This window comes from Collinsella aerofaciens (genome assembly GCF_002736145.1).
Taxonomy (GTDB): Bacteria; Actinomycetota; Coriobacteriia; order Coriobacteriales; family Coriobacteriaceae; genus Collinsella; species Collinsella aerofaciens_A.
The window spans coordinates 394,469-414,919 of the sequence record NZ_CP024160.1; the positions used below are offsets into that span (position 1 = coordinate 394,469).

At 60.3% G+C, this 20,451-nt stretch carries 8 protein-coding genes; all 8 read left to right on the forward strand.

All coding sequences use genetic code 11. The features are described 5' to 3' along the window. Positions 1-117 precede the first annotated feature (117 nt). Positions 118-993: a molybdate ABC transporter substrate-binding protein gene (gene modA, locus CSV91_RS01785; RefSeq protein WP_099431561.1), complete on the forward strand. Its 876-nt coding sequence runs from the start codon at positions 118-120 to the stop codon at positions 991-993. A 245-nt stretch (positions 994-1,238) separates the two neighbouring features. Beyond that, entirely contained in the window at positions 1,239-2,504 is a 1,266-nt protein-coding gene (gene modB, locus CSV91_RS01790; protein ID WP_232049533.1) for a molybdate ABC transporter permease subunit, read from the forward strand. Between the two features lie 3 nt (positions 2,505-2,507). Beyond that, a complete protein-coding gene (locus CSV91_RS01795; RefSeq protein ID WP_099431562.1) occupies positions 2,508-3,578 on the forward strand; it encodes a sulfate/molybdate ABC transporter ATP-binding protein in 1,071 nt (356 codons plus the stop codon). 649 nt (positions 3,579-4,227) lie between these two features. Then, positions 4,228-5,277, forward strand: coding sequence for a selenide, water dikinase SelD (gene selD, locus CSV91_RS01805; protein WP_099431563.1), 1,050 nt, complete (start codon positions 4,228-4,230; stop codon positions 5,275-5,277). A 60-nt stretch (positions 5,278-5,337) separates the two neighbouring features. Beyond that, entirely contained in the window at positions 5,338-5,964 is a 627-nt protein-coding gene (gene yedF, locus CSV91_RS01810) for a sulfurtransferase-like selenium metabolism protein YedF (RefSeq protein WP_099431564.1), read from the forward strand. A 19-nt stretch (positions 5,965-5,983) separates the two neighbouring features. Beyond that, a complete protein-coding gene (locus tag CSV91_RS01815) occupies positions 5,984-6,235 on the forward strand; it encodes a DUF3343 domain-containing protein (protein ID WP_099431565.1) in 252 nt (83 codons plus the stop codon). Next, on the forward strand, positions 6,232-7,374 hold the full coding sequence (locus tag CSV91_RS01820) for an aminotransferase class V-fold PLP-dependent enzyme (protein ID WP_099431566.1): 1,143 nt from the start codon (positions 6,232-6,234) through the stop codon (positions 7,372-7,374). Before CSV91_RS01815 ends, CSV91_RS01820 begins: the two co-directional genes overlap by 4 nt. 126 nt (positions 7,375-7,500) lie before the next feature. After that, positions 7,501-20,394: an InlB B-repeat-containing protein gene (locus CSV91_RS01825; RefSeq protein ID WP_099431567.1), complete on the forward strand. Its 12,894-nt coding sequence runs from the start codon at positions 7,501-7,503 to the stop codon at positions 20,392-20,394. The last annotated feature ends 57 nt before the right edge of the window (positions 20,395-20,451 follow it).

The following is a 20,451-nucleotide window of genomic DNA, read 5'->3' on the forward strand; positions in this document are numbered from 1 at the left end:
ACTATATTCTCAGAAGAGAATAATTTCTCATAATCATTATTCGCATCGAAGTATAATCTGATTGCAGAATAAAGCCCGCGGTGCGGTACCCGGGCATAAGGTCCGAAAGGGTTGAACATGTTCGATATGGTTTCTCGCCGCGGATTCGTCTCGCTTTCTGCTGTCGCCGCTGCCGGCCTTGGGCTTGCCGGCTGCTCCGGCAACAAGGAGCCTGAGTCGACCGGCTCCGATGCCGGCTTCGCCAAGGCCTCTTCCAAGAAGGAAACCGTCGAGCTGCAGGTCTTTGCCGCCAACTCGCTCGAGAAGGCTCTGCCCGAGGTTCAGGAGCTTTACACCGAGCAGACCGGTACCACGTTTGCCGACACGCAGTTCAAGGCGTCTGGCGACCTGGTCGAGCAGATGCGCGCCGGTGCCACGGTCGACGTGCTCATCACCGCTTCCAAGGGCACCATGGATGACGCTGAGACCGCCGAGCTCATCGACACCGACACCCGTGAGGATATGTTCGTCAACGATCTTGTGATCATTCGCGCCGAGGGCTCCGACACCAAGGTCGAGGCCATCGCCGACGTCGCGAATCTGGACGGCAAGATCGCCATTGGCGACGCCAAGACCGTTCCCGCCGGCAAGTACGCCAACCAGGCGCTGGCTTCTGTGGGCCTTTATACCGGCACCGAGGGCGACGACGGCGAGTATGCGCCCGAGATCGCCGACAAGGTCGCACTGGCCGACAAAGTTGGTACCGCCGCCGCCTATGTGTCCACAGGCGACTGCGTGGCCGGTTTCGTCTACAGCTCCGATATCTTCCGTTATGACGGCATCGAGGAGGCCTTCGTGTGCCCCGAGGATTCGCACAAGCCGATCGTGTATCCCGGTGCTGTCGCCGATAGCTCCGAGCATGCCGACGAGGCCAAGGCGTTCATCGAGTTTTGCCTGTCCAACAAGAAGGCCCAGAAGATTTGGGCCAAGTACGGCTTTGAGCTTTCCGAGTAGTGCGGCTTGGCGCGATAATTCCATCGTTTTGTGTTTCACTCCGTCCTTGTATTTGCTTGGAGCTTTTCGTGCTTAATAGATTCCGCATACTTGTCGCCTGTGCTTTGACCCTCGCGCTTTGCTGGGTGCCGGGATTTGCGGTTGCTGGGGACGCTGAGGACGGGGCCCAGGTTGCTGCGACCGTTCATGGGCTTTCCTATGGGATCGAGGGTTTTGAGCGGTTGGCCAAGGGGACTGCTCGTGCCATGGAGGGCCAGCCTGAGGGCTACCGGTTTCCCGTTGACGAGGACGTGGACCTTGTAGTGGCGCCTGCTGCCGATCGCGTTGTGGTGTGGATATCGCCCAAGGCGGCCGAGAAGTATGGATTGGATCCGCAGGACAACGAGTGCGTATCGGGTCTCAAGGCCCTCGTCTGTAAGCTCGACAGCGCAAACTGCATGGGAGGTGCGCAGCTAGGGGATGTGGATCTTCCTTGGTATGTCACGGCGGAAACAACGTTTGATGCCGGCGGGTATACCTATGGCTTTGACGAGCGCGGCGCGGATGGGGACCGCTATGTGGTGATTGCATCGGCCTCGGGTGATGCCAAGGGCGGCGCGCGTTGGCTTGATAGCGCTCAAATGGTTGAAGCATCGTCTGTCGTGTTGCGGGATGAGCAGAGGCCCTTGACCTCTCTGGCCTCCTTTTTAGGCGGCATCGACTACCGCCCGTTTTGGGTGTCTATCAAAACGAGCGGCCTTGCCCTGGTGATTGCCTTTGCGCTGGGCCTGTTTGCCGCGTGGAAGACTATGGGTACCTCGAGTCGCATCAAGGGCCTTCTTGATTCGGTCTTTACGATTCCTATGGTGCTGCCGCCCACGGTCTGCGGCTTTCTGCTCCTTATGCTGTTTGGCCGCTCGACCGGGGTGGGCCAATGGCTCATCGCGCACGGCATCTCGATCGTCTTTACCTGGCCCGCGGCGGTCATTTCGGCTGTCGTTGTGTCGTTTCCGCTGGTCTACCGCACGGCGCTCGGAGCCTTCGAGAGCCTCGACACGCAGATGCTCGACGCCGCGCGAACCTTGGGGTGGTCCGAACGTCGCATCTTTGCCAAGCTCATGATGCCGCTCGGCTGGCCCTCAATCGCGGCGGGCACGGTGCTCGCCTTCGCTCGCGCGATGGGCGAGTTTGGCTGCACGCTGTTCTTTGCGGGCAACTACGCCGGCATTACGCAGACCATTCCCATTGCGATTTACTTTGAGTGGATGGGCGGCAATACGTCGGTGGCTCTCTTTTGGGTCGTGGTCGTAATAGCGTTCAGCTTCCTGGTCATCCTATTCATCAACATGTACACGGCGCATTCTCAAAAGTATCGCGAGCGCGGTCTCTCCCGTGCGGAGCGCAAGCAGGCCAAAGAGCTCGCCGGACAGGGCGATTCGCTTGACCCGGTGGGCGGTGATGCCTTGCGTATCGATCGTGAGGCGTTGGCCGAGCTTATGTGCGATGATACGGTCGCAATGGGAGGTCGATAAGCCATGTCGCTCGTTTTGGATATTAAGAAACGTTATCCCGGGTTTGTGCTCGACATGCAGCTTGAGGCCGGCGAGGAGCGCGTGGCGCTGCTGGGCGCCTCGGGTTGCGGCAAGAGCTGCACACTGCGCTGCATTGCCGGTGTGGAGACGCCCGACGAGGGCAAGATCGTCGTCAACGGCGTGACCTTTTTTGACTCGGCCGCGGGCATCAACCTATCGCCCCAGGAGCGAAAATGCGCCCTGTTGTTCCAAAACTATCAGCTGTTTCCCAACATGACGGTGGCCGATAACGTATGCGCCGGTGTAAAGGACGCGGGTGACGCCGCCGCGCGCAAAAAGCTCGCCGAGTGCTATCTGAGCATCTTTGGCCTGGCCGATTTTGCCGACCGCTATCCCGCGCGGCTCTCGGGCGGTCAGCAGCAACGCGTGGCGCTTGCGCGCATGGTGGCGGCGCATCCGGGCATCTTTATGTTCGATGAGCCCATGAGCGCGCTCGACGCGTATCTCAAGAGCGCGCTTGAGCAAAACATGCTCGATCTGTTCGATGTATGCAACCGAACCGTGCTCTACGTGAGCCACGACATTGACGAAGCGTGTCGTCTGTGCGAGCGCATCTGCGTGATGCACAACGGGCATGTTGAGGAGATCGGCTCCGTCGAGGACGTGGTCCGTCATCCACAGACGTTGGCCGCGCTGCGCTTGACGGGCTGCAAGAATACGAGCCGCGCGCGCAAGATCGGCGACGAAGAAGTTGAGGCCCTCGATTGGGGCATGACCTTTAGTGTGGGTCGCGAGGTTCCCGATGACGTGGCATATCTGGGCATTCGTGCAAGCTACTTCCATGTTGACAATCGCGCTGAGCGGGGCCGCAACAGCTACGACCTGCATGTGGCCCGCGTGAGCGATTCACGTTTTGAGCGCCTGGTGCTGCTGGACGTGCCGCGCGCCGACGCGCCGACGCGCCTGCAGTGGAAGGTCAACAAAGTGCGCATGCCTGTCGACGAGCTGCCGCAAGCAGGCGAGACGCTGCGCATGCATTTTGATGCCAGCAGGATCCATTTGGTTTGTCGATAGCGCCGGGTAATGCCGTCGGGGAATATAAGCCTCGGCGGCTTTGTTTTTGCCGTTCGCCGAATGAGGAATGACAAACTCTTATCAATCAAGATAATTATTTATTAAACGACGGCACACGACGCTGTCGTACGAATGTCAACGGTGTTCGCATGGTCGATGACCGTTGATATAGTTGACCTCAACTTGTAAAGGAGGGTGCGCACATGCCGCAGACGACATATATTCGCCGCGTTGCCGCGCGCGCCCTGTATATGGCTCGGAGTCGCATGTGAGCAGGTATGTTCACGGCTCCGGGAGAGACGACGCACAACTAAATAATCGACCGCAAAGCAGGTTCCCTAAAATTCCGGGTTTGAGCACGGTCGGGCAATCGCCACCCACCGTGCAACTCGTGTCGCGCGTGGCCACTATGGCTGGGCAGGCGGCGGGTGCCCCGTACTATCTGACCGGCGGTTTGTGTGAGAACGCTTATGTCGTTGAGCGGCTGGCCGCGCCGTTGGGCTCGCCGGTGACTACATCGCCCCTGGCCCGTTTTGCCGGCGCGATCGGCGCGGGCGTTCACGCCCAGGCACTAGGGTGATGTATCGGCCGTGGAAGCGCGTTCATGCGTATACTGGGAGGCATTGTTTGTGTTTGAGGGGAGGTATCGATGGCTGACGAACAGATGAAGCTCACGTCTATGACCGCCGCGAGCGGTTGAGCCGCTAAGTTGGCTCCTGGAGCCCTCGCCCAGGTCCTGGGCGACTTACCCAATGTGCATAACGATAACCTGCTCGTGGGGTTCGATACTTCCGACGACGCGAGCGTCTTCCGCGTTGGCGAGAACCTGGGCCTCGTGCAGTCCATCGACTTCTTCCCGCCGATGGTCGACGATCCCTATCTGTTCGGTCAGATTGCCGCGGCCAACTCGCTGTCGGACATCTACGCCATGGGCGGGCGGCCGAGCCACGCCATGAACCTGCTCTGCATACCCAGTTGTCTGGGCGTTGAGGTTGCCGGCCAGATTCTGGCGGGCGGTGCCGACAAGTGCGTCGAGGCGGGCTGCTCCATCGCGGGCGGTCACACCATCAACGACGACGAGCCCAAGTACGGCCTGTCCGTGAGCGGTTTTGTCGCGCTCGACCGCATGCTCGCCAACAGCGGCGCACGCGTGGGCGATGTTCTGCTGCTGACTAAGGCGATCGGCTCGGGCATCATCACCACGGCCATTAAGGGCGAGCTCATCGAGCAGGACGAGGCCAGCCGGATGTTTGATTCTATGCGCGCCCTCAACGAGGCGCCGATTCGCCTGGCCGAGGGACTCGAGCTTCACGGTTGCACCGACATTACGGGCTTTGGTCTGATCGGGCACGCGTGCGAGATGGCCGAGGGCTCGGGCGTGCAGATTGAGCTTGCGTCGGGGGCGGTGCCGCTCTTTGACCAGGTGCTCGACATGGCGCGTCTGGGCATTATCCCCGCGGGCTCCTACCGCAACCAGGACTTCTTTGGCCCGCGCGTGACGGCCGACGATGGCCTGGAGCCGGGCATGCTGGATGCGCTGTACGATCCGCAGACCTCGGGCGGCCTGCTCATCGCAGCGCCTGCCACCGTTGTGGATGAGCTCGCGCACCGTCTGCATGCCGAGGATCGCATCGCTGCCGTTATCGGTCGCGTGTGCGAGGCAGTGCCGGGCGGTCCTGCCGTTCGTGTTGTGCATTAAGGAAAACCGTTTATGCGACCGTCCGTTGTTCTGGGCGGCCCCTTTCGAAAGGAATTTACTATGTCTACCAAGATTGAAGTCAATGCCATGGGCGATGCCTGCCCGCTGCCCGTCGTCAAGACGCTCAAGGCCCTGAAATCACTCGATGGCGAGGGCGCCGTCGTGACCTCGGTCGATAACGAGACCGCCGTCAAGAACATCTCCAAGATGGCGCAGGAGAAAGGCTGCACGGCCTCGGTCGAGAAGGTTTCTGACGCCGAGTGGCACGTGACCGTGGCGACCTCTGGCGCCGTTGCCGTGGCCGATCCAGAGCAGGATGGCGCTGCCTTCTGTGATGCCAGCGCCGGCAAGGGCAGGCTCGTCATTTCCGTCTACACCGACTGCATGGGCCGTGGCGACGACGAGCTGGGCCACAAGCTCATGAAGGCGTTTATCTTTGCCGTGACGCAGCAGGAGGAGCTGCCCGCGACCATGCTGTTCTACAACGGCGGCGCCAAGCTTACCGTTGAGGGCTCGCCGGTGCTCGACGACCTGAAGGGCCTGGCCGAGCAGGGTGTCGAGATTCTCACCTGTGGTACCTGCCTCGACCACTATGGCATTAAAGACCAGCTTGCGGTGGGCGAGGTCACCAACATGTACGTAATCGTGGAGAAGATGGAGCAGGCCGTGCGCGTCGTGCGCCCGTAGCGTATTGGTTGGAGTTGCCATGAGGGAAAAGCGCCCGGCGCTTGTCATCACGTTTCCCACCACGGCGGCCGCCATGGGGTGCGAGAGCCTGTGCGTTGAGCGTGGCCTTCCTGGGCGTACGATTCCCGTGCCCGGAGAGGTTGCTGCCGGCTGCGGTCTGGCGTGGAAGGCATTGCCTGCGGATGAGGACCTGCTGCGCGGCGAACTCGCCTCGGCAGGCATTCTCGCCGAGGGCTATACCGTGATCGATATGTGGGAGGTCGTGCGATGATCTACTTGGATAACGCGGCGACGACCATGCACAAGCCACAGACGGTGATTGATGCCGTGACGCAGGCGATGTGCTCGCTCGGCAATGCCGGGCGCGGCGCCACGTCGGGTGCCCTCGATGCCGCTCGTACAATTCACGGCTGCCGTGCCAAGCTCGCGCGCCTCTTAGGTTGCCCGAGGGCGGACCATGTGTGCTTTACGCCCAACTCGACGGCGGCGCTCAACACGGCCATTAACGGCGTGGTGCGCCCCGGCGACCGCGTGGTCACGACGGTGCTCGAGCACAACTCCGTGCTGCGTCCGCTCAACCGCCTGGCGGCTGAGCGGGGCGTGACCGTTGAGCATGCCGGCTGCGACGCGAACGGCGTGCTCGACTATGACAAGCTCGAGCGGCTGGTCACGCCCGGTACGCGTGCCGTGGTGGTGACGCATGCCTCTAATGTGACCGGCAACGCGGTCGACATTGCGCGCGTGGCGGCCTTGGCACATGCCGCAGGTGCGCTTGTGATCATCGATGCCTCGCAGTCTGCCGGTACGGCGCATATCGATATGCAGGCCATGGGGCTCGACGTGGTGTGCTTTACCGGCCACAAGGGGCTCATGGGCCCGCAGGGCACCGGCGGCCTGGCCGTGGCGGAGGGCGTTGACGTGGCGCCTTGGGCCATGGGCGGCACGGGCGTGCACAGCTTCGATGCGTTGCAGCCCATGGAGTGGCCCACGCGGCTCGAGGCGGGCACGCTCAACGGTCACGGCATAGCGGGCCTTTCCGCAGGCCTCGATTTTATCGAGGCACAGGGTGGAGTTGAAGCGATTGCGACTCACGAACGCGCCCTGGCCGATCGCTTTCTCGCCGGCGTTCGTGAGATTCCGGAAATCAAACTCTACGGTGCCTTCGACCAGTCAGCACGCTCGGCGATCGTCTCGCTCAACGTGGGCAATATCGATTCGGCCGAGATTTCGGACGCGCTCATGCAGGGGTGGGGGATTGCGACGCGCCCCGGTGCCCATTGTGCCCCGCTCATGCACTGTGCGCTGGGAACCGGGCGCCAGGGCGTGGTTCGGTTCTCGTTTGGTTACTTCAACACGGCCGAGGAAGTCGACATGGCGATTGAGGCTCTGCGCGATTTGAGCTGCGATTAGACCAACCTTTTGCGCCCTTAGATAAACCGTTTACGCTACCTTCCCGCATTGTCGCTTATACAGGGTAATGTGAAATGATGGCCCACACTGGGACTCTGTATCTTTGCGAATTGCGGGAAGGTTCCTATGAACAGGATCACTGCTGCCCTCTATAGGTTTTTAGTCGTCTATCTTTCGGTCGCGATGGTCGTGACCTCGATACCCCTTGCTCCCAGCACAGCCTATGCCGATGATGCCGGGGCGCTTGCCGTCGAGAGCGAGGCCCAAGAGACCGACTCGAGCTCTGACGCTGATGTCGGTGCGGTCGATAACGCGTCGTCTTCGGGCGAGGGCAGCTCATCCACAACTTCCGACCAAACGAATAACGCTCAGGACGAATCGTCCAGCTCGGATACCAGCACTTCCACGTCGAGCTTGGCCCAAGACCTTTCGAGCTCCGCGACCGATTCTGATGCAGCAAAGAGCTTGGTTGCCACGGCGGAACCCTCGTCCGATGACAGCGAAGTCGATCCCCTCGTGTATGAGGACCCAACGGTCTGTGAGTATGCCAAGCTTATGCCGAACGGCTATGTGTATCCGTGTGATGCTGGCGGAAGCGTTACGGTAGAAATTGATGGAAACGACCCGTATGAGAACTCTGTCGATGGTAAATTGGTGACCAACCTGATCGTTGATTACGGAGTGGATGGGGTCCCCGGATATATTTGTGAGTATTCCTCCAATTTGCGTTCGGTGCGTTTTGAGAACAGCTCTATTTCTTCAATTGGACTGCACGCCTTTTCTGGGTGCTCCAATCTCGCCGATATCAGCTTTTCCGGTATGACCATTGGGGGCATCGGAACAGAGGCGTTTTCTGGGTGCGGATCGCTTACGAGCCTGAACATTAATGACGTTGCTACCATCGGCTCTATGGGCGATGCCGCGTTTGCCTGGAGCGGGCTGCGGTCTACGGGTCTCGACAAGGTCGTTGGTCTCAGTTCGATTCCTGAGAACGCTTATAATGCCTGCAGCGCTCTGACCGATACCGGTCTGGGCGGGAACACATCCATCACATCAATCGGCGTTAATGCGTTCAAAAACTGCTCTCGCCTTGCGACGACGGGACTCGAGAACAATACGACGATCAAGACGCTCCGCGAAGGTTGTTTCTCCGGGACCAATATGAGCGGCGGGCTGACGCTGCCCCTTTATTCCAAGATCGAGGAACTGCCGAGTCGTGCGTTCTATGGCTCTAAGCTCGAAACCGTGTACTTTGGATGCGACCATGTGGTGCTCATTAATTCCACCACGTTCCCCAAGCAAAACATGACTGTCATGGTCCCTGCCAAGATGGTTTCGCAATACGCAAGCGGTCGCCCCAAAGAGGTTTGGGAGAGTTGCAATGGCAGCCTGCCCGTCCCCGTGGGCAAGATGCTTCAGAAGATTAAGGTCTCGCGTGATCCCGACAAGATGGCCTATCGGCAGGGTGACACCATTTCGCTCGAGGGCATGAGCGTCACGTTTCAATATCCTCATTCGACGATGGATAGCGACTACGAAGCGCTCATAAAGGACGAACTCGGCGAATACCTTACGGCGACCCCCTGCGATGGTGATGTCTTCGACGAGTCGATGGATGGAGAACCCATACAGCTGGTGTATGACGATGGCTACACGCGCCTTGTCGCGTACAGCAAGGGCAACCTGCAGCAGGCGGCCTACGAGTATGCCAAGCTCATGCCCAACTACTATCTGTATCCGTGCGATGCAAACGGAAATCTTACGGTAGAAATCGATGGAAACAACCCGCGCGAGAACTCTGTCGATGGTCGAATGGTAACGAATTTGATTGTCGATTACGGGGTTGATGAAGTCGACGCACAGCTCTGCGCCGACTCTACCAATCTGCGCTCGGTGCGCTTTGAGAATAGCTCCATTTCCAAAATCGGATTGCACGCCTTCTATAACTGCCCGAATCTCACCGATATCAGCCTTTCCGGTATGACCATCGGCACCATCGGAAAAGAGGCGTTCTATGGCTGCGAGTCGCTTGCGAGCCTGAACATCAGCGAGACTACTACCATTGGCTCGATGGACTATGCCGCGTTTGCCGACAGTGGGCTGGTGTCCACGGGGCTCGACAAGGTTGTCGGCCTCACATCGATTCCCGACAGCGCCTACGAAGGCTGCAAGGCTCTGACCGATACCGGCCTGGACAAGAATACCTCCATTACATCGATTGGCGTTTGCGCGTTCAGGTTCTGCTCGAACCTTGCTACCACCGGGCTCGAGAGCAACACAACGGTCGAAACGCTTGGCCACACCTGCTTCTACGGCACCGACTTGAACGGCGGGCTGACGCTGCCATATAACTCCAAGATCGAGGAGTTGCCGGAAAAGGCGTTTTATAGCACCAACCTCGAGACCGTGTTCTTTGGGTGCAACCATGCGGTGCTCATTAATACCGACACGTTCCCCAAGCGCAACATGACCGTCATGGTCCCTGCCAAGATGATTCCGAAGTACAGCAAGGGAGAGTCCAAGGCTGTTTGGGAGAGGTGCAACGGCTGTCTACCCGTCCCGGTGGGCAAGGTGCTCAAGAACGTTGAGATCTCCTGCGATCCCAACAACATGACCTATGAGCCGGGGGACACCATTTCGCTCGAGGGCATGAGCGTCGAGCTCGATTATCCGCATTCGGTATCGATTTGGAACTACGAAGCCCTCATAAAGGAAGAACTGGGTGAGTACCTAACGGCAGCTCCCTGTGACGGCGACGTCTTCGACGAGTCGATGGACGGACAACCCGTAAAGCTCGTGTATGACGACGGCTATTCACATTTTGAAACCCAGACCAAGGGCACGCTACAGCTTAAGAAGCCTGAGCCGACGTCGTTCCAGATCTCCTATGCCCAAACGATCGATAAAGGCGAACGCAAACTGATGGACGGCGTTGAGCTGCCCGATGTTTCCGGCGCGACGACGATCGATGCGGGCGCCGAGGTCACGCTCGATGCCGGTGCTTTGGGGATGCTCAACGACAACCTTACCTTTAAGGGCTGGTATGACACCGAGTCCGGCAAGTACATCTCCAAAGAGACGGTCTACACGTTTACGCCGGATAAGGATCTGTCCCTGGAGGCTCGCTTTAAGCTCAGGGACTATGCGGTGCATGTCAACGATGCGCAGGCGACCGATTCGTCGCAGGACTATGCGCACCTGAGTGTTACCGCCCAAAACTGCTATCGCAATGCCGGCGAGACGGTTGAGGTTTCCGCCGTCACGGATAACGCCCTGTTTCTGGGCTGGTATCTGGGCGAGGGCGATGATGCGTACGCCGCGAGCGATCAGCTCGACTTTACCTATACGGTGGACAAGGCGGACGCGATTGTGTCCGAGGACAAGACTGACGCTAGGATCGAGATCACTCCGCGATACTGCGCTCCGCAGGCGAGCGTTGTGCTGAGTGTGGATGGGCTCGATGAGAACGGGCAGCCGCTCGGGCAGTTCCTTTCCACCGGTCTTTACGGTATCGGGTCGCGCGTCACGGTCGTGGCCGTCCCGTCGCCCGGTTATGTGTTTGACTATGCGACCGATGCCCTCGGTAACGTTGTCTATTCCGGCGACGATGGTCCGTCCTACACGTTTGTGCTCGAGGGAGATGTGCAGTACACCGCGCATTTCCGGGAGGCGACTGACCCCGACGAGTCACTCGCGGCGCTGAAGGCCGCGCTCATCGCCGCGATTACGGCTGCGGCCGTTCTCGCCACCATGTATGGCCTGGGCGAGATTGTCGACCCCATCGCGGCCGACGCGGTGATTGAGATCGGTATGGCCGACAACATTGAGGATGTTGCCGCTGTGGGCACCAAGGTGCTCAAGGAGATTAAGGACATCATCGACGACCACAAGAAGCCCAAGCCTCATGGTGACCATAAGATCGAAATTATTGCCACCGCACAGCCCGAGGTAGGCGGTGTCGTTACCGGCGGCGGTATCCACTATGAGGGGACGGTCGCCACGCTCGAGGCTGTCGCAAATCCCGGCTATCGCTTCGTATGTTGGAAAGAGAACGGCGTCGAGGTCTCGACATCTCCTCTCAAGACGATGACGATCACGGACCTGACGCCCGAGGTTGTTAAGATGACGGCCGTCTTTGAGAAAAAAGTCGAGGTTACGGCAGTTGCCGAAGCCGATGGCATTCAGGCCGATTTTTCGACAGGCTGCACCGCGAGCCCCGTAAAGCAGAGCATTACGCATGGCGATCAGGCTATGGTTACCGCGAGCGAGGGTCCCGATTATGCCTTTGTGGGATGGTTTGAGGACGGCATCGAGGTTTCGCTTGAGCGTACGTATATCTTTAAGGCCGAGGTCGACCGCCATCTGGTTGCGCGCTTCCGCAAGGCGGATAAGACCATCCTGGTGAATGCCGATCCCTTCGACAGCGCGGAGGTGCTGTGCGACGGCGTGCCGGTCGTGGACGGCAAGGTTCGCGCGAAGGATGGCGATATCCTTACGTTTACGATGCGTCCCAAGGTGCGCCCCGACAATCCGGAGAAAACGTACCGGTTTGTGGAGTGGCGCGAAACCGATGCGCAGGGCATCACGATTGCCAACAAGCAGGAAGTTTGCGAATACCGCGTTAACGGGAATGCCCGAATTGAGGCCGTAATGGACGGCAGAGATACGCATACCGTGCGTACCGAGGCTGACCCGCTCGAGGGCGGCACCGTTGCACTGAAGCGCGGCGAGACTGCTGGCATGGTCCTCGAGGTTCCCGAGGGCGAGCGCGTGACCGCGGAGGCCACGCCATCTGAGGGCTATATCTTTGACGGTTGGTATCTGAGCAATGGTGGCTCGGATACCACGTCGACGCTGGTGTCGAGTGAGCGTTCCTATACCTTTGAGCCCATTACCGACTGCGTGATCCAAGCGAAGTTTACGCGCGCCTGCAAGGTGGATGTCGTAGTTGAGCCTGCCGCGGCCATGGCGGGCAAATATATGGTACACGGCGAGGGCTACTGCATGAAGGGCGAGCCTGCCACGCTGAGCATAGAGCTCACGGCCGAGGCGAGCAAACAATTTACCTTTAAGGGCTGGTACGACGCCAAGACGGACCTGCTTTTGGGCACCGACCCCAGCTACCTCGAGTTCTATCCCGAGGACGTGGAATGCACCGTGCGCGCGGTGTTTGAGGAAAACACGTATACCGTGACGGCGAAGGCAAAAAAGACCTTTGTGGAGCGCGGTACGGTTGAGATCGAGGGCCACCCGGGGGCGTCTTCTGTTACCTGTGGATACGGCGATACGGTGATGCTCAAGGCAAAGGCCAACGACGGCTATCGTTTTGACCATTGGAAGGACGGCTCCGGTAAGGAGTACGAATCTGCCGAGCTGGCCGTTAAGGTTACCAAGAGCGATACCTATACCGCGATCTTTACCGACTCAAAGCCCGAGGTCATGGTCACGGCCGATTCGTGGCTCGGCGGTACCGTGACGTGCAATGGGGCCGTGGTGAAGCCTGCGACCGATAAGTTCAAATTGGGGGAGACCCTTCATCTGACGGCCAAGGCTCATCCTGGCTATTTGTTCTGGGGTTGGTACGTCAACGGGCGCCTGAAGAGCCTTAAGCATGAGACCACGTTGGTTGCCAAAGCTCGCGGCAAAACTGGGCACTGTGTTATTACCGCGGCCTTTGTGCCTATCGATACCGTCTGCGTGCCCCTCGCCGATCCTGCGGAGGGCGGCACCGTCAAGGCGAGCCGAATCCTTGCCGACCGCGGCGCGGAGGTTGCCCTGAAGGCGACGCCCAATCCCGGTTATGTCTTTACTGGTTGGTATACGGCCGACGGCTCGTTTGAGTCTGCCGATGCGGAGTTCACCTGCCATCAGGAGCGCGGCCATGTGCACGTCGCTCGCTTTATGGCGAAAAGCTATGAAGTCGACGCCACGGCGGTAGTCGATTCCGGCACCGGTTCGCTGGTCGAATCGAGCGTCGCCGGCTGGGTCGAGGGCGCAGGCACCGTCGAGGCGGGGCATGCCGCCACGCTGACCGCGCATGCGCTTTCGGGCTATGCGTTTGAGTATTGGGCCGATGCTTCGGGCGCCGTGGTAAGCCGTGACAGCACCTATCACGTGGTGCCGACGTCCGACACGACGCTCCAGGCCGTGTTCTCGGCAAAACAATATGCGGTGGACGTCTCGTGCGAAGAGAGCATGGGCTCGGTCGAGGGCGCGGGGACGTATGCCGCCGGACAGGTTGCAACCGTGCGTGCGGTTGCCGCCGAGGATACGGCTTTTGTGGGCTGGTTCCGTAACGGCACGTGCGTGAGCTCCAAGAAAACCTATCGATTTACCGTGCGTGAGGATACGTCGCTCTATGCCGTCTTTGCGTCGGGTTCGTATGTCGTGCATACCGTTGCTTCGCCTGCCGAGGGCGGAGCCGTGAGCGGCTTTGGTGGCTATGAGGCCGGCGACCGCGCAACGCTTCGCGCGACCGCAAACACCGGGTATTCGTTTGCGGGTTGGATGGACGACAAGGGCGAGTCAGTCAGCGAGAACGCCGACTATACCGTTAAGGTCACGGGTGACGCCACCTATACGGCGGCCTTTACGCCTAAGTCCTATCAGGTCGTTTTGAGCGCGAGTGACGATAGCGTGGGCACCCTGAGCGGCGAGGGCTCCTATCAATTCGGTGATACGGTCGAACTCAACGCTACGCCTATGGGAGTCAAACGTTTTGTCGGCTGGTATGTCCTGGATGCCGAGGGCAACAAGTCGCTGCTGAGCTGCGACGCCCATTGTTGGGTTAAGCTCGACAAGGATATGGTCGAGGGGCTCGAGGACGATACGCTGGAGCTCCAGGCCGTGTTTGCCGATCCGTACGAGGTGACCGTTACGGGCGAGGTCGTGGTGAAGAACAGGGCCTCGAGCAGGGGCTGCCGTGTTACGGGCAGCGGTAGCTTTGCCGTGGGCGATCAGGTGGAACTGACCGCTGTTGCCGGTATGGGCTATCGCTTTGTGGGCTGGAGCACCGATAAGGAGGGCACCTCGATTGTCGAGACCGCGACGACCCTCGATGTGACCGCCATGCAGGACATAACGTACTACGCGCAGTTCGAATCCGATGGACAAGTGACCATTACCGTCACGGGGTCGTCCATCTTCCGCGGTACGGCCCTTCTGGTCGACGGCATTCCTGCCGGTAGCAGGTCGTACGACAGGGGTGACATGTTTATGGCCATCGCGATCCCGTGGAAGAAGTACCACTTCTCGCATTGGGTCGACGATGCGGGTGTTACGGTGAGCTACAGCGCTTTCTATATCGGTACCGCCAAGGAGAATAAGCAGCTTACGGCCGTGTTCTATGAGACGGGCTGCGATGTTCAGGTCGCTACGTATCCTAAGGATGCTGGCTTTTCGATGGTAGCGCTCGGTACGGGTGGCTCCTACCACTCCGCGGCGATTATGTTTACCGTGCCGCATAAGGGTTGGAAGTTTAAATACTGGGTCGACGAGAACGGCATGCCTGTGGGATTTACGCCGGTGATCAACCGCGTAGTGTTTGGCAACCGTACTTTTACGGCCGTTTATGAGCGGGCGTCGATGACGGTGACGGCGGTTGATCCGCGACAGGGAGGACATGTCGAGGGTTCGTCTGCGCACGAGTCGCTGGGCTATGCCGTGACCAACGAAGTCGAGAACGGTGAGTCCACGACCCTGACTGCCGTTCCCGATGCGGGGTATGTGTTTGATGGGTGGTATGCGCGCAATGACGACGGGTCGTTGGTCGATGAGCCGCTGAGCACGGATGCTACCTGGACGTTTGTCCCCGAGGACAATATGACCGTCGAGGCGCGCTTTGCGGAGGCGCCTAAGTACCAGGTGACGGCCCGAGCGGTTAACGGATCGGTTGCTCCGGAGTCTGCTTTGGTCGCTACGGATGGCAAGGTGACGCTTTCGGCGACGCCCGATGAGGGCTGCTACCTGACGCGCGTGACCGTTGCCGAAGAGGCGGGTGATGACGGTTCGGCCGGCAATGCCTATGACCTTGATATTTCTGACTATAAGGGTGGGGCGTACGAGGTCACACTGAGTGGCGTGAGTGCTCCGCAGCAGGTCACGTTTGAATTCGCGAAGGCTGCGGCTCCGGAGGTGCTCGCTCAGCCGCAGGATGCGAGTGCTTACGAGGGCGATCCGGTTGAGCTTTCGGTCGCCGCCGAGGCGGGGCGCAACGTTCGCGTCCATGCGGCCGTGTCTTCTGGATCCGCTGCAGACGTCAAGCTGAGCTACCAGTGGTATCGCGTGTCTGACGATGGCGGCAAGGCGGTGGCGCTGAAGAGCGAGACGGGGGAGACTCTTTCGATCGCCCAGCTCGACAGCGACGGCGAGGGCGAGTACTTCTGCCGCATTACGCAGAACTACCTGGGCACGGTGATAAAGACGGATACCGAACATGCGAAGGCATCCATCGCGCCCCGAGAAGCACTTGTGTTTAACGGGCGCGTGCTGCCGGCGGCGACCGCTCACGATGAGTATCGTGCAGAGATTGCCGGCGCTACGGGCGGCAAGGCACCGTATGCGTACAACTTGGATGATGTTGAGGTTCCTGAGGGCATGCAGCTGACGCTGGCAGATGACGGATCGGGCGCCTTGGTGCTCTCGGGCGTGCCGCCTGCGGCTACGGGTGTTTGTCGCTTTAAGATTTCGTGCACCGATGACCTGGGCGACAAGTGCGATGCACACTTCGCGCTGCTCGTGAAGGCGAAGGAAGCCTCGCTTGCATTTGAGGGCCAGACCTTTACCTACAACGCGACGGCGCAGGCCCCGGAGCTTTCGGGCGTGCCCGAGGGTTGCGAGGACGATGTCAAACTGACCTATGTTGGCACGGGTGACACACATTACTCGTCGGATCAGGCGCCGGTGGATGTCGGCACGTATCGTGCGGTGGTGACGCTCGACGCCAAGGGATATGTCGGTAATTCCTCCTGTGACTTCACGATCGAGAAGGCCCCGGTCGATATTTCGATCGAGACGTCTGATGCGACATACGATGGTGCACGACACGGTGCGGCGGTTGCGGTTGCCGGTCTTGATACGTCTGCCTATTCCGTTGCCTATCGCGGTATAGATGGAACGTCCTATGGTCCGACGGCGCTGGAGCCGTACGACAGTGGCAACTACCGCGTCACGGTTAAGGTGACTGCCCCCAACTATCAGGGTAAACAGTCCGCCGAGTTCTCGATTGCAAAGGCAAGCCAGGTCATTACGGGAACGACGAGCTATTCGGGTGTTTACGGTGGAGACCCCATTGTGTTTAACAACGTTGCCCAGACTCCCGTGAGCTTTGAGCTGGTTGATTCCGATGACGATGCGAGCCCGGTTTCGATTAAGGGACGCTGCGCGACGGTGAAGGCCGCCGGTACGGCACGTGTTGTCGCCCATGCCGCTGCCTCGCGTAACTATCTTGCTGCCGAAGACGTTGAACTGACGGTTGCTGTTGCGCCGGCTCAGCTGCTGGTGAAGGTCGACGATGCCGAGCGCTTTGAGGGTCAGAAGAACCCCGAGTTTACCTCCAGCTTGGTGAGTCGTTGCGACACGTCGGACGTAAAGGTTACGTACTTCTGCTCGGCGAATGAGAAATCGCCGGCGGGTGAGTACCAGATCGACGCGGCGGTCGCCGATCCGAACTTTGATGTCGCGGTCGACCCCGGCACGCTGACGGTCAAGAAGAAGCCCGAGCACTACAAGGTGACGGCGAAGGCAGTCAACGGTTCGGTCGACAATGCTTTGGTTTCGGTTGTTGAGGGCGGGGACGCGACCCTCTCGGCGACGCCCGACGAGGGCTGCTACCTCGAGCGCGTGACGGTCGTGCAGGCCGGCTCGGATGCGACCGTTGACCTCGACATTTCTGATTACAAGGGCGGGGCGTACGAGGTCACGCTGAGCGATGTCACCGCATCGCAGGAGGTCACGTTCGAGTTTGCGAAGGCGGACGCTCCGCGTGTGGTCGCGCAGCCGCAGGACGTGAGCGTCCATGGGGGCGATTCGGCTGTGCTCTCGGCTGCGGCCGAGGCAGGCAAAAACGTCGTCGACCACGCGGCCTCGTCCACGGGTCCTGCTGCTAAGATTGAGCTTTCGTACCAGTGGTTCCGCATGGCGAATGGCAAGGCCGTGGCGCTCGAGGGCGAGACGGGGGAGACGCTCTCGCTCGCGGACCTCGATGACGAGCAGGCCGGCGAGTATTTCTGCCGCATCACTCAACGCTACCTTGGCACTGAGAAGCAGGCGGACAGTGATTGTGCTTCCGTCTCCATCGTGCCGTGGGACACCCTTGTGTTTAACGGCGACCTGCTGCCGGCAGCGAGCGCCCACAGCACGTACTTCGCGACGATTGCCGGGGCCGCGGGCGGCAAGGCTCCGTACGAGTACGCATGGGATGAGACGAAACTCCCCGACGGGCTCAAGCTCTCCCGTACTTCGGGCGGCCTGACGCTCTCGGGCGTTCCGTCCAAGACGGGCGTTTCCGCCTTCGATATCACGTGCACGGATGCTCGTGGCGAGGCCATGACCGCCCGCTTTGCGCTCGTTGTCCAGGCAAAGCACGTAAAGCTATCGTTTACGGATGGCGACTTTACCTTTAATGGCGCGTCGCAGGCGCCCGAAGTTTCCGGTGCTCCTAAGGTCTGCAAGGGCGATCTTAGGGTCTGGTACCTCGGTACCGGAAGCACGCAATATTCCTCGACGGAGGCCCCGACCGATGCCGGCACATACCGCGCTGTCGCCATGCTGCGCAGCCACGGCTACATCGGTGCCGCTGCCTGCGAGTTCGAGATCGCTCCGGCAAAGCTCAAGGTGAAGGTTGACGACGCCGAGCGCTTCGAGGGGGAGGCGAATCCAGCGTTTACCTCGAGCCTGGAGAGTGCGGTTGACACTTCGGGTGTGAAGGTCGAGTACTCCTGCGATGCCGATGAGAGCTCTCCTGCTGGCAAGTACCAGATTGGCGCGACGGTCTCCGACCCGAACTTCGATGTCGAGGTCGTGCCCGGAACGCTGACGGTGAAAAAGAAGCAGGATCCCGTCGATCCCGGCCCGGTGGTTCCGGACCCGGACAATCCGGATAGCCCTGATCCGGACAACCCGGATCCCGATCAGCCTGATCCTAGTCCCAACCCCGACCCGGATAATCCGGATCCCGATAATCCCGATCCGGATCCCAAGCCCGATAACCCGGACAAGCCCGAGCGCTCTGAGGTGACGGCAAAGGCGGTCAACGGTTCGGTCGACAACGTTTCCGTTACCGTTGATGCCGGCGGCGACGTGACGCTCTCGGCGATGCCCGACGAGGGCTGCTTCCTCGAGCGGGTGACGGTCACAGAAGCCGGCTCGGACAAGGCCATCGATCTCGATATCTCCGACTATGAGGGCGGAGCGTACGAGGTCACGCTGAGTGACGTCACCGCTTCGCACGAGATTACGTTCGAGTTCGCGAAAGCAGACGCTCCGAAGGTGATCGTGCAGCCACAGGACGCGAGTGCCCACGAGGGCGATGCTGTTGTGCTCTGGGTTGCTGCCGAGGCGGGCAAGGGCGTCCTCGAGCACACGTCCTCGTCCACGGGTCCTGCCGCCGATGTCGAACTTTCCTATCAGTGGTTCCACATAGTGGGCGGCGAGGCCGTGGCGCTCGAGGGCGAGACGGAGGAGACGCTCCTCATCAAGGGCCTCGATGACGATTGCGCCGGCGAGTATTTCTGCCGCGTCACCCAGCGCTATCTCGGTACCGAGACGCTGGTGGAAAGCGATCGCGCTGTCGTTTCCGTTGTGCCCCGGGATGCCCTTGTGTTCAACGGTGGTCTGCTGCCGGTCGCATGCGCGCATAGCACGTATCGCGCGACGATTGCGGGTGCCGCGGGTGGCGAAGCTCCGTATAAGTACGCGTGGGACGACGCTAGGCTCCCCGACGGGTTTAAACTCACCCGCACGGCGGGCGGTCTGACGCTCTCGGGCACCCCGTCCAAGGCCGGAGTGTCTACCTTTGACATCACGTGCAAGGACGCTCAGGGTAAGACCGTGACCGCGCACTTCGTTCTGGTCGTTCAGGCGAAGCGGGTCGAGCTTGCATTTGAGGGCGGCAACTTCGTCTATAGCGGTGATGCTCAAGCGCCCAAGGTCACGGGGGTTCCCAAGGCCTGCGAAGGTGACCTGAGGGTCAGGTATTACGGGACGGGCGGCACGCACTATTCGTCGAGTGAGGCCCCGACCGATGCCGGCACGTATCGCGCTGTTGCCACGCTGCGAAGTAACGGGTATGTCGGCGCCGCCTCGCGCAAGTTCAAGATTGCGCCGGCGAAGCTCAAGGTAAAGGTCGACGATGTTGAACGCTTCGAGGGAGAGATGAATCCCGCCTTTACCTCGAGCCTAAAGAGCTCGGTCGATACCTCGGGCGTGAAGGTCGAGTACTCCTGCGTCGCCGATGAGAGTTCCCCGGCGGGCGAGTACCGGATCGAGGCGACGGTCACCGACCCGAACTTCGATGTCACGGTTGAGCCCGGTACGCTGACGGTGAAGAAGCGGGAGCCTGTCGACCCGGACCCGGTGGTTCCCGATCCGGACAAGCCGGACCCGGACCAGCCTGACCCGGACCAGCCGGACAAGCCCGAGCCTGACCAGCCTGATCCGGGCAAGCCCGAGCCCGACAAACCGGAGCCTGATCAGCCGGACAAGCCGGACCCGGATAACCCGGATAAGCCTGAGCCCGACAACCCGAGTAAGCCGGAGCCGGAAAAGCCCGGAACGCCCGATTCCGACCAGCCGGATTCAAAGGATCCGACAAAACCCGGTAGTTCGGATAACTCTGCGGTCGATAAGGCAAAGGCATCGGGTACGGAAAACTCCGGCAAGAAGGAGTCTTCCAAGTCGAGCGCTCAGCAGCTCGCCGACACGGGCGATCGTGCGCCATTGGCCGTCGCCGTCGCTGCGGGCGCCGTTGCGCTTGTCGCGCTGGGACTCGAGCTGCTGCGTCGCCGTCGCTCTGACGCGTAGCGGCTCTAAAGGGGCAACCAGATTGATACTTTGCACCATCTGGCCTGCTCAAGCGTT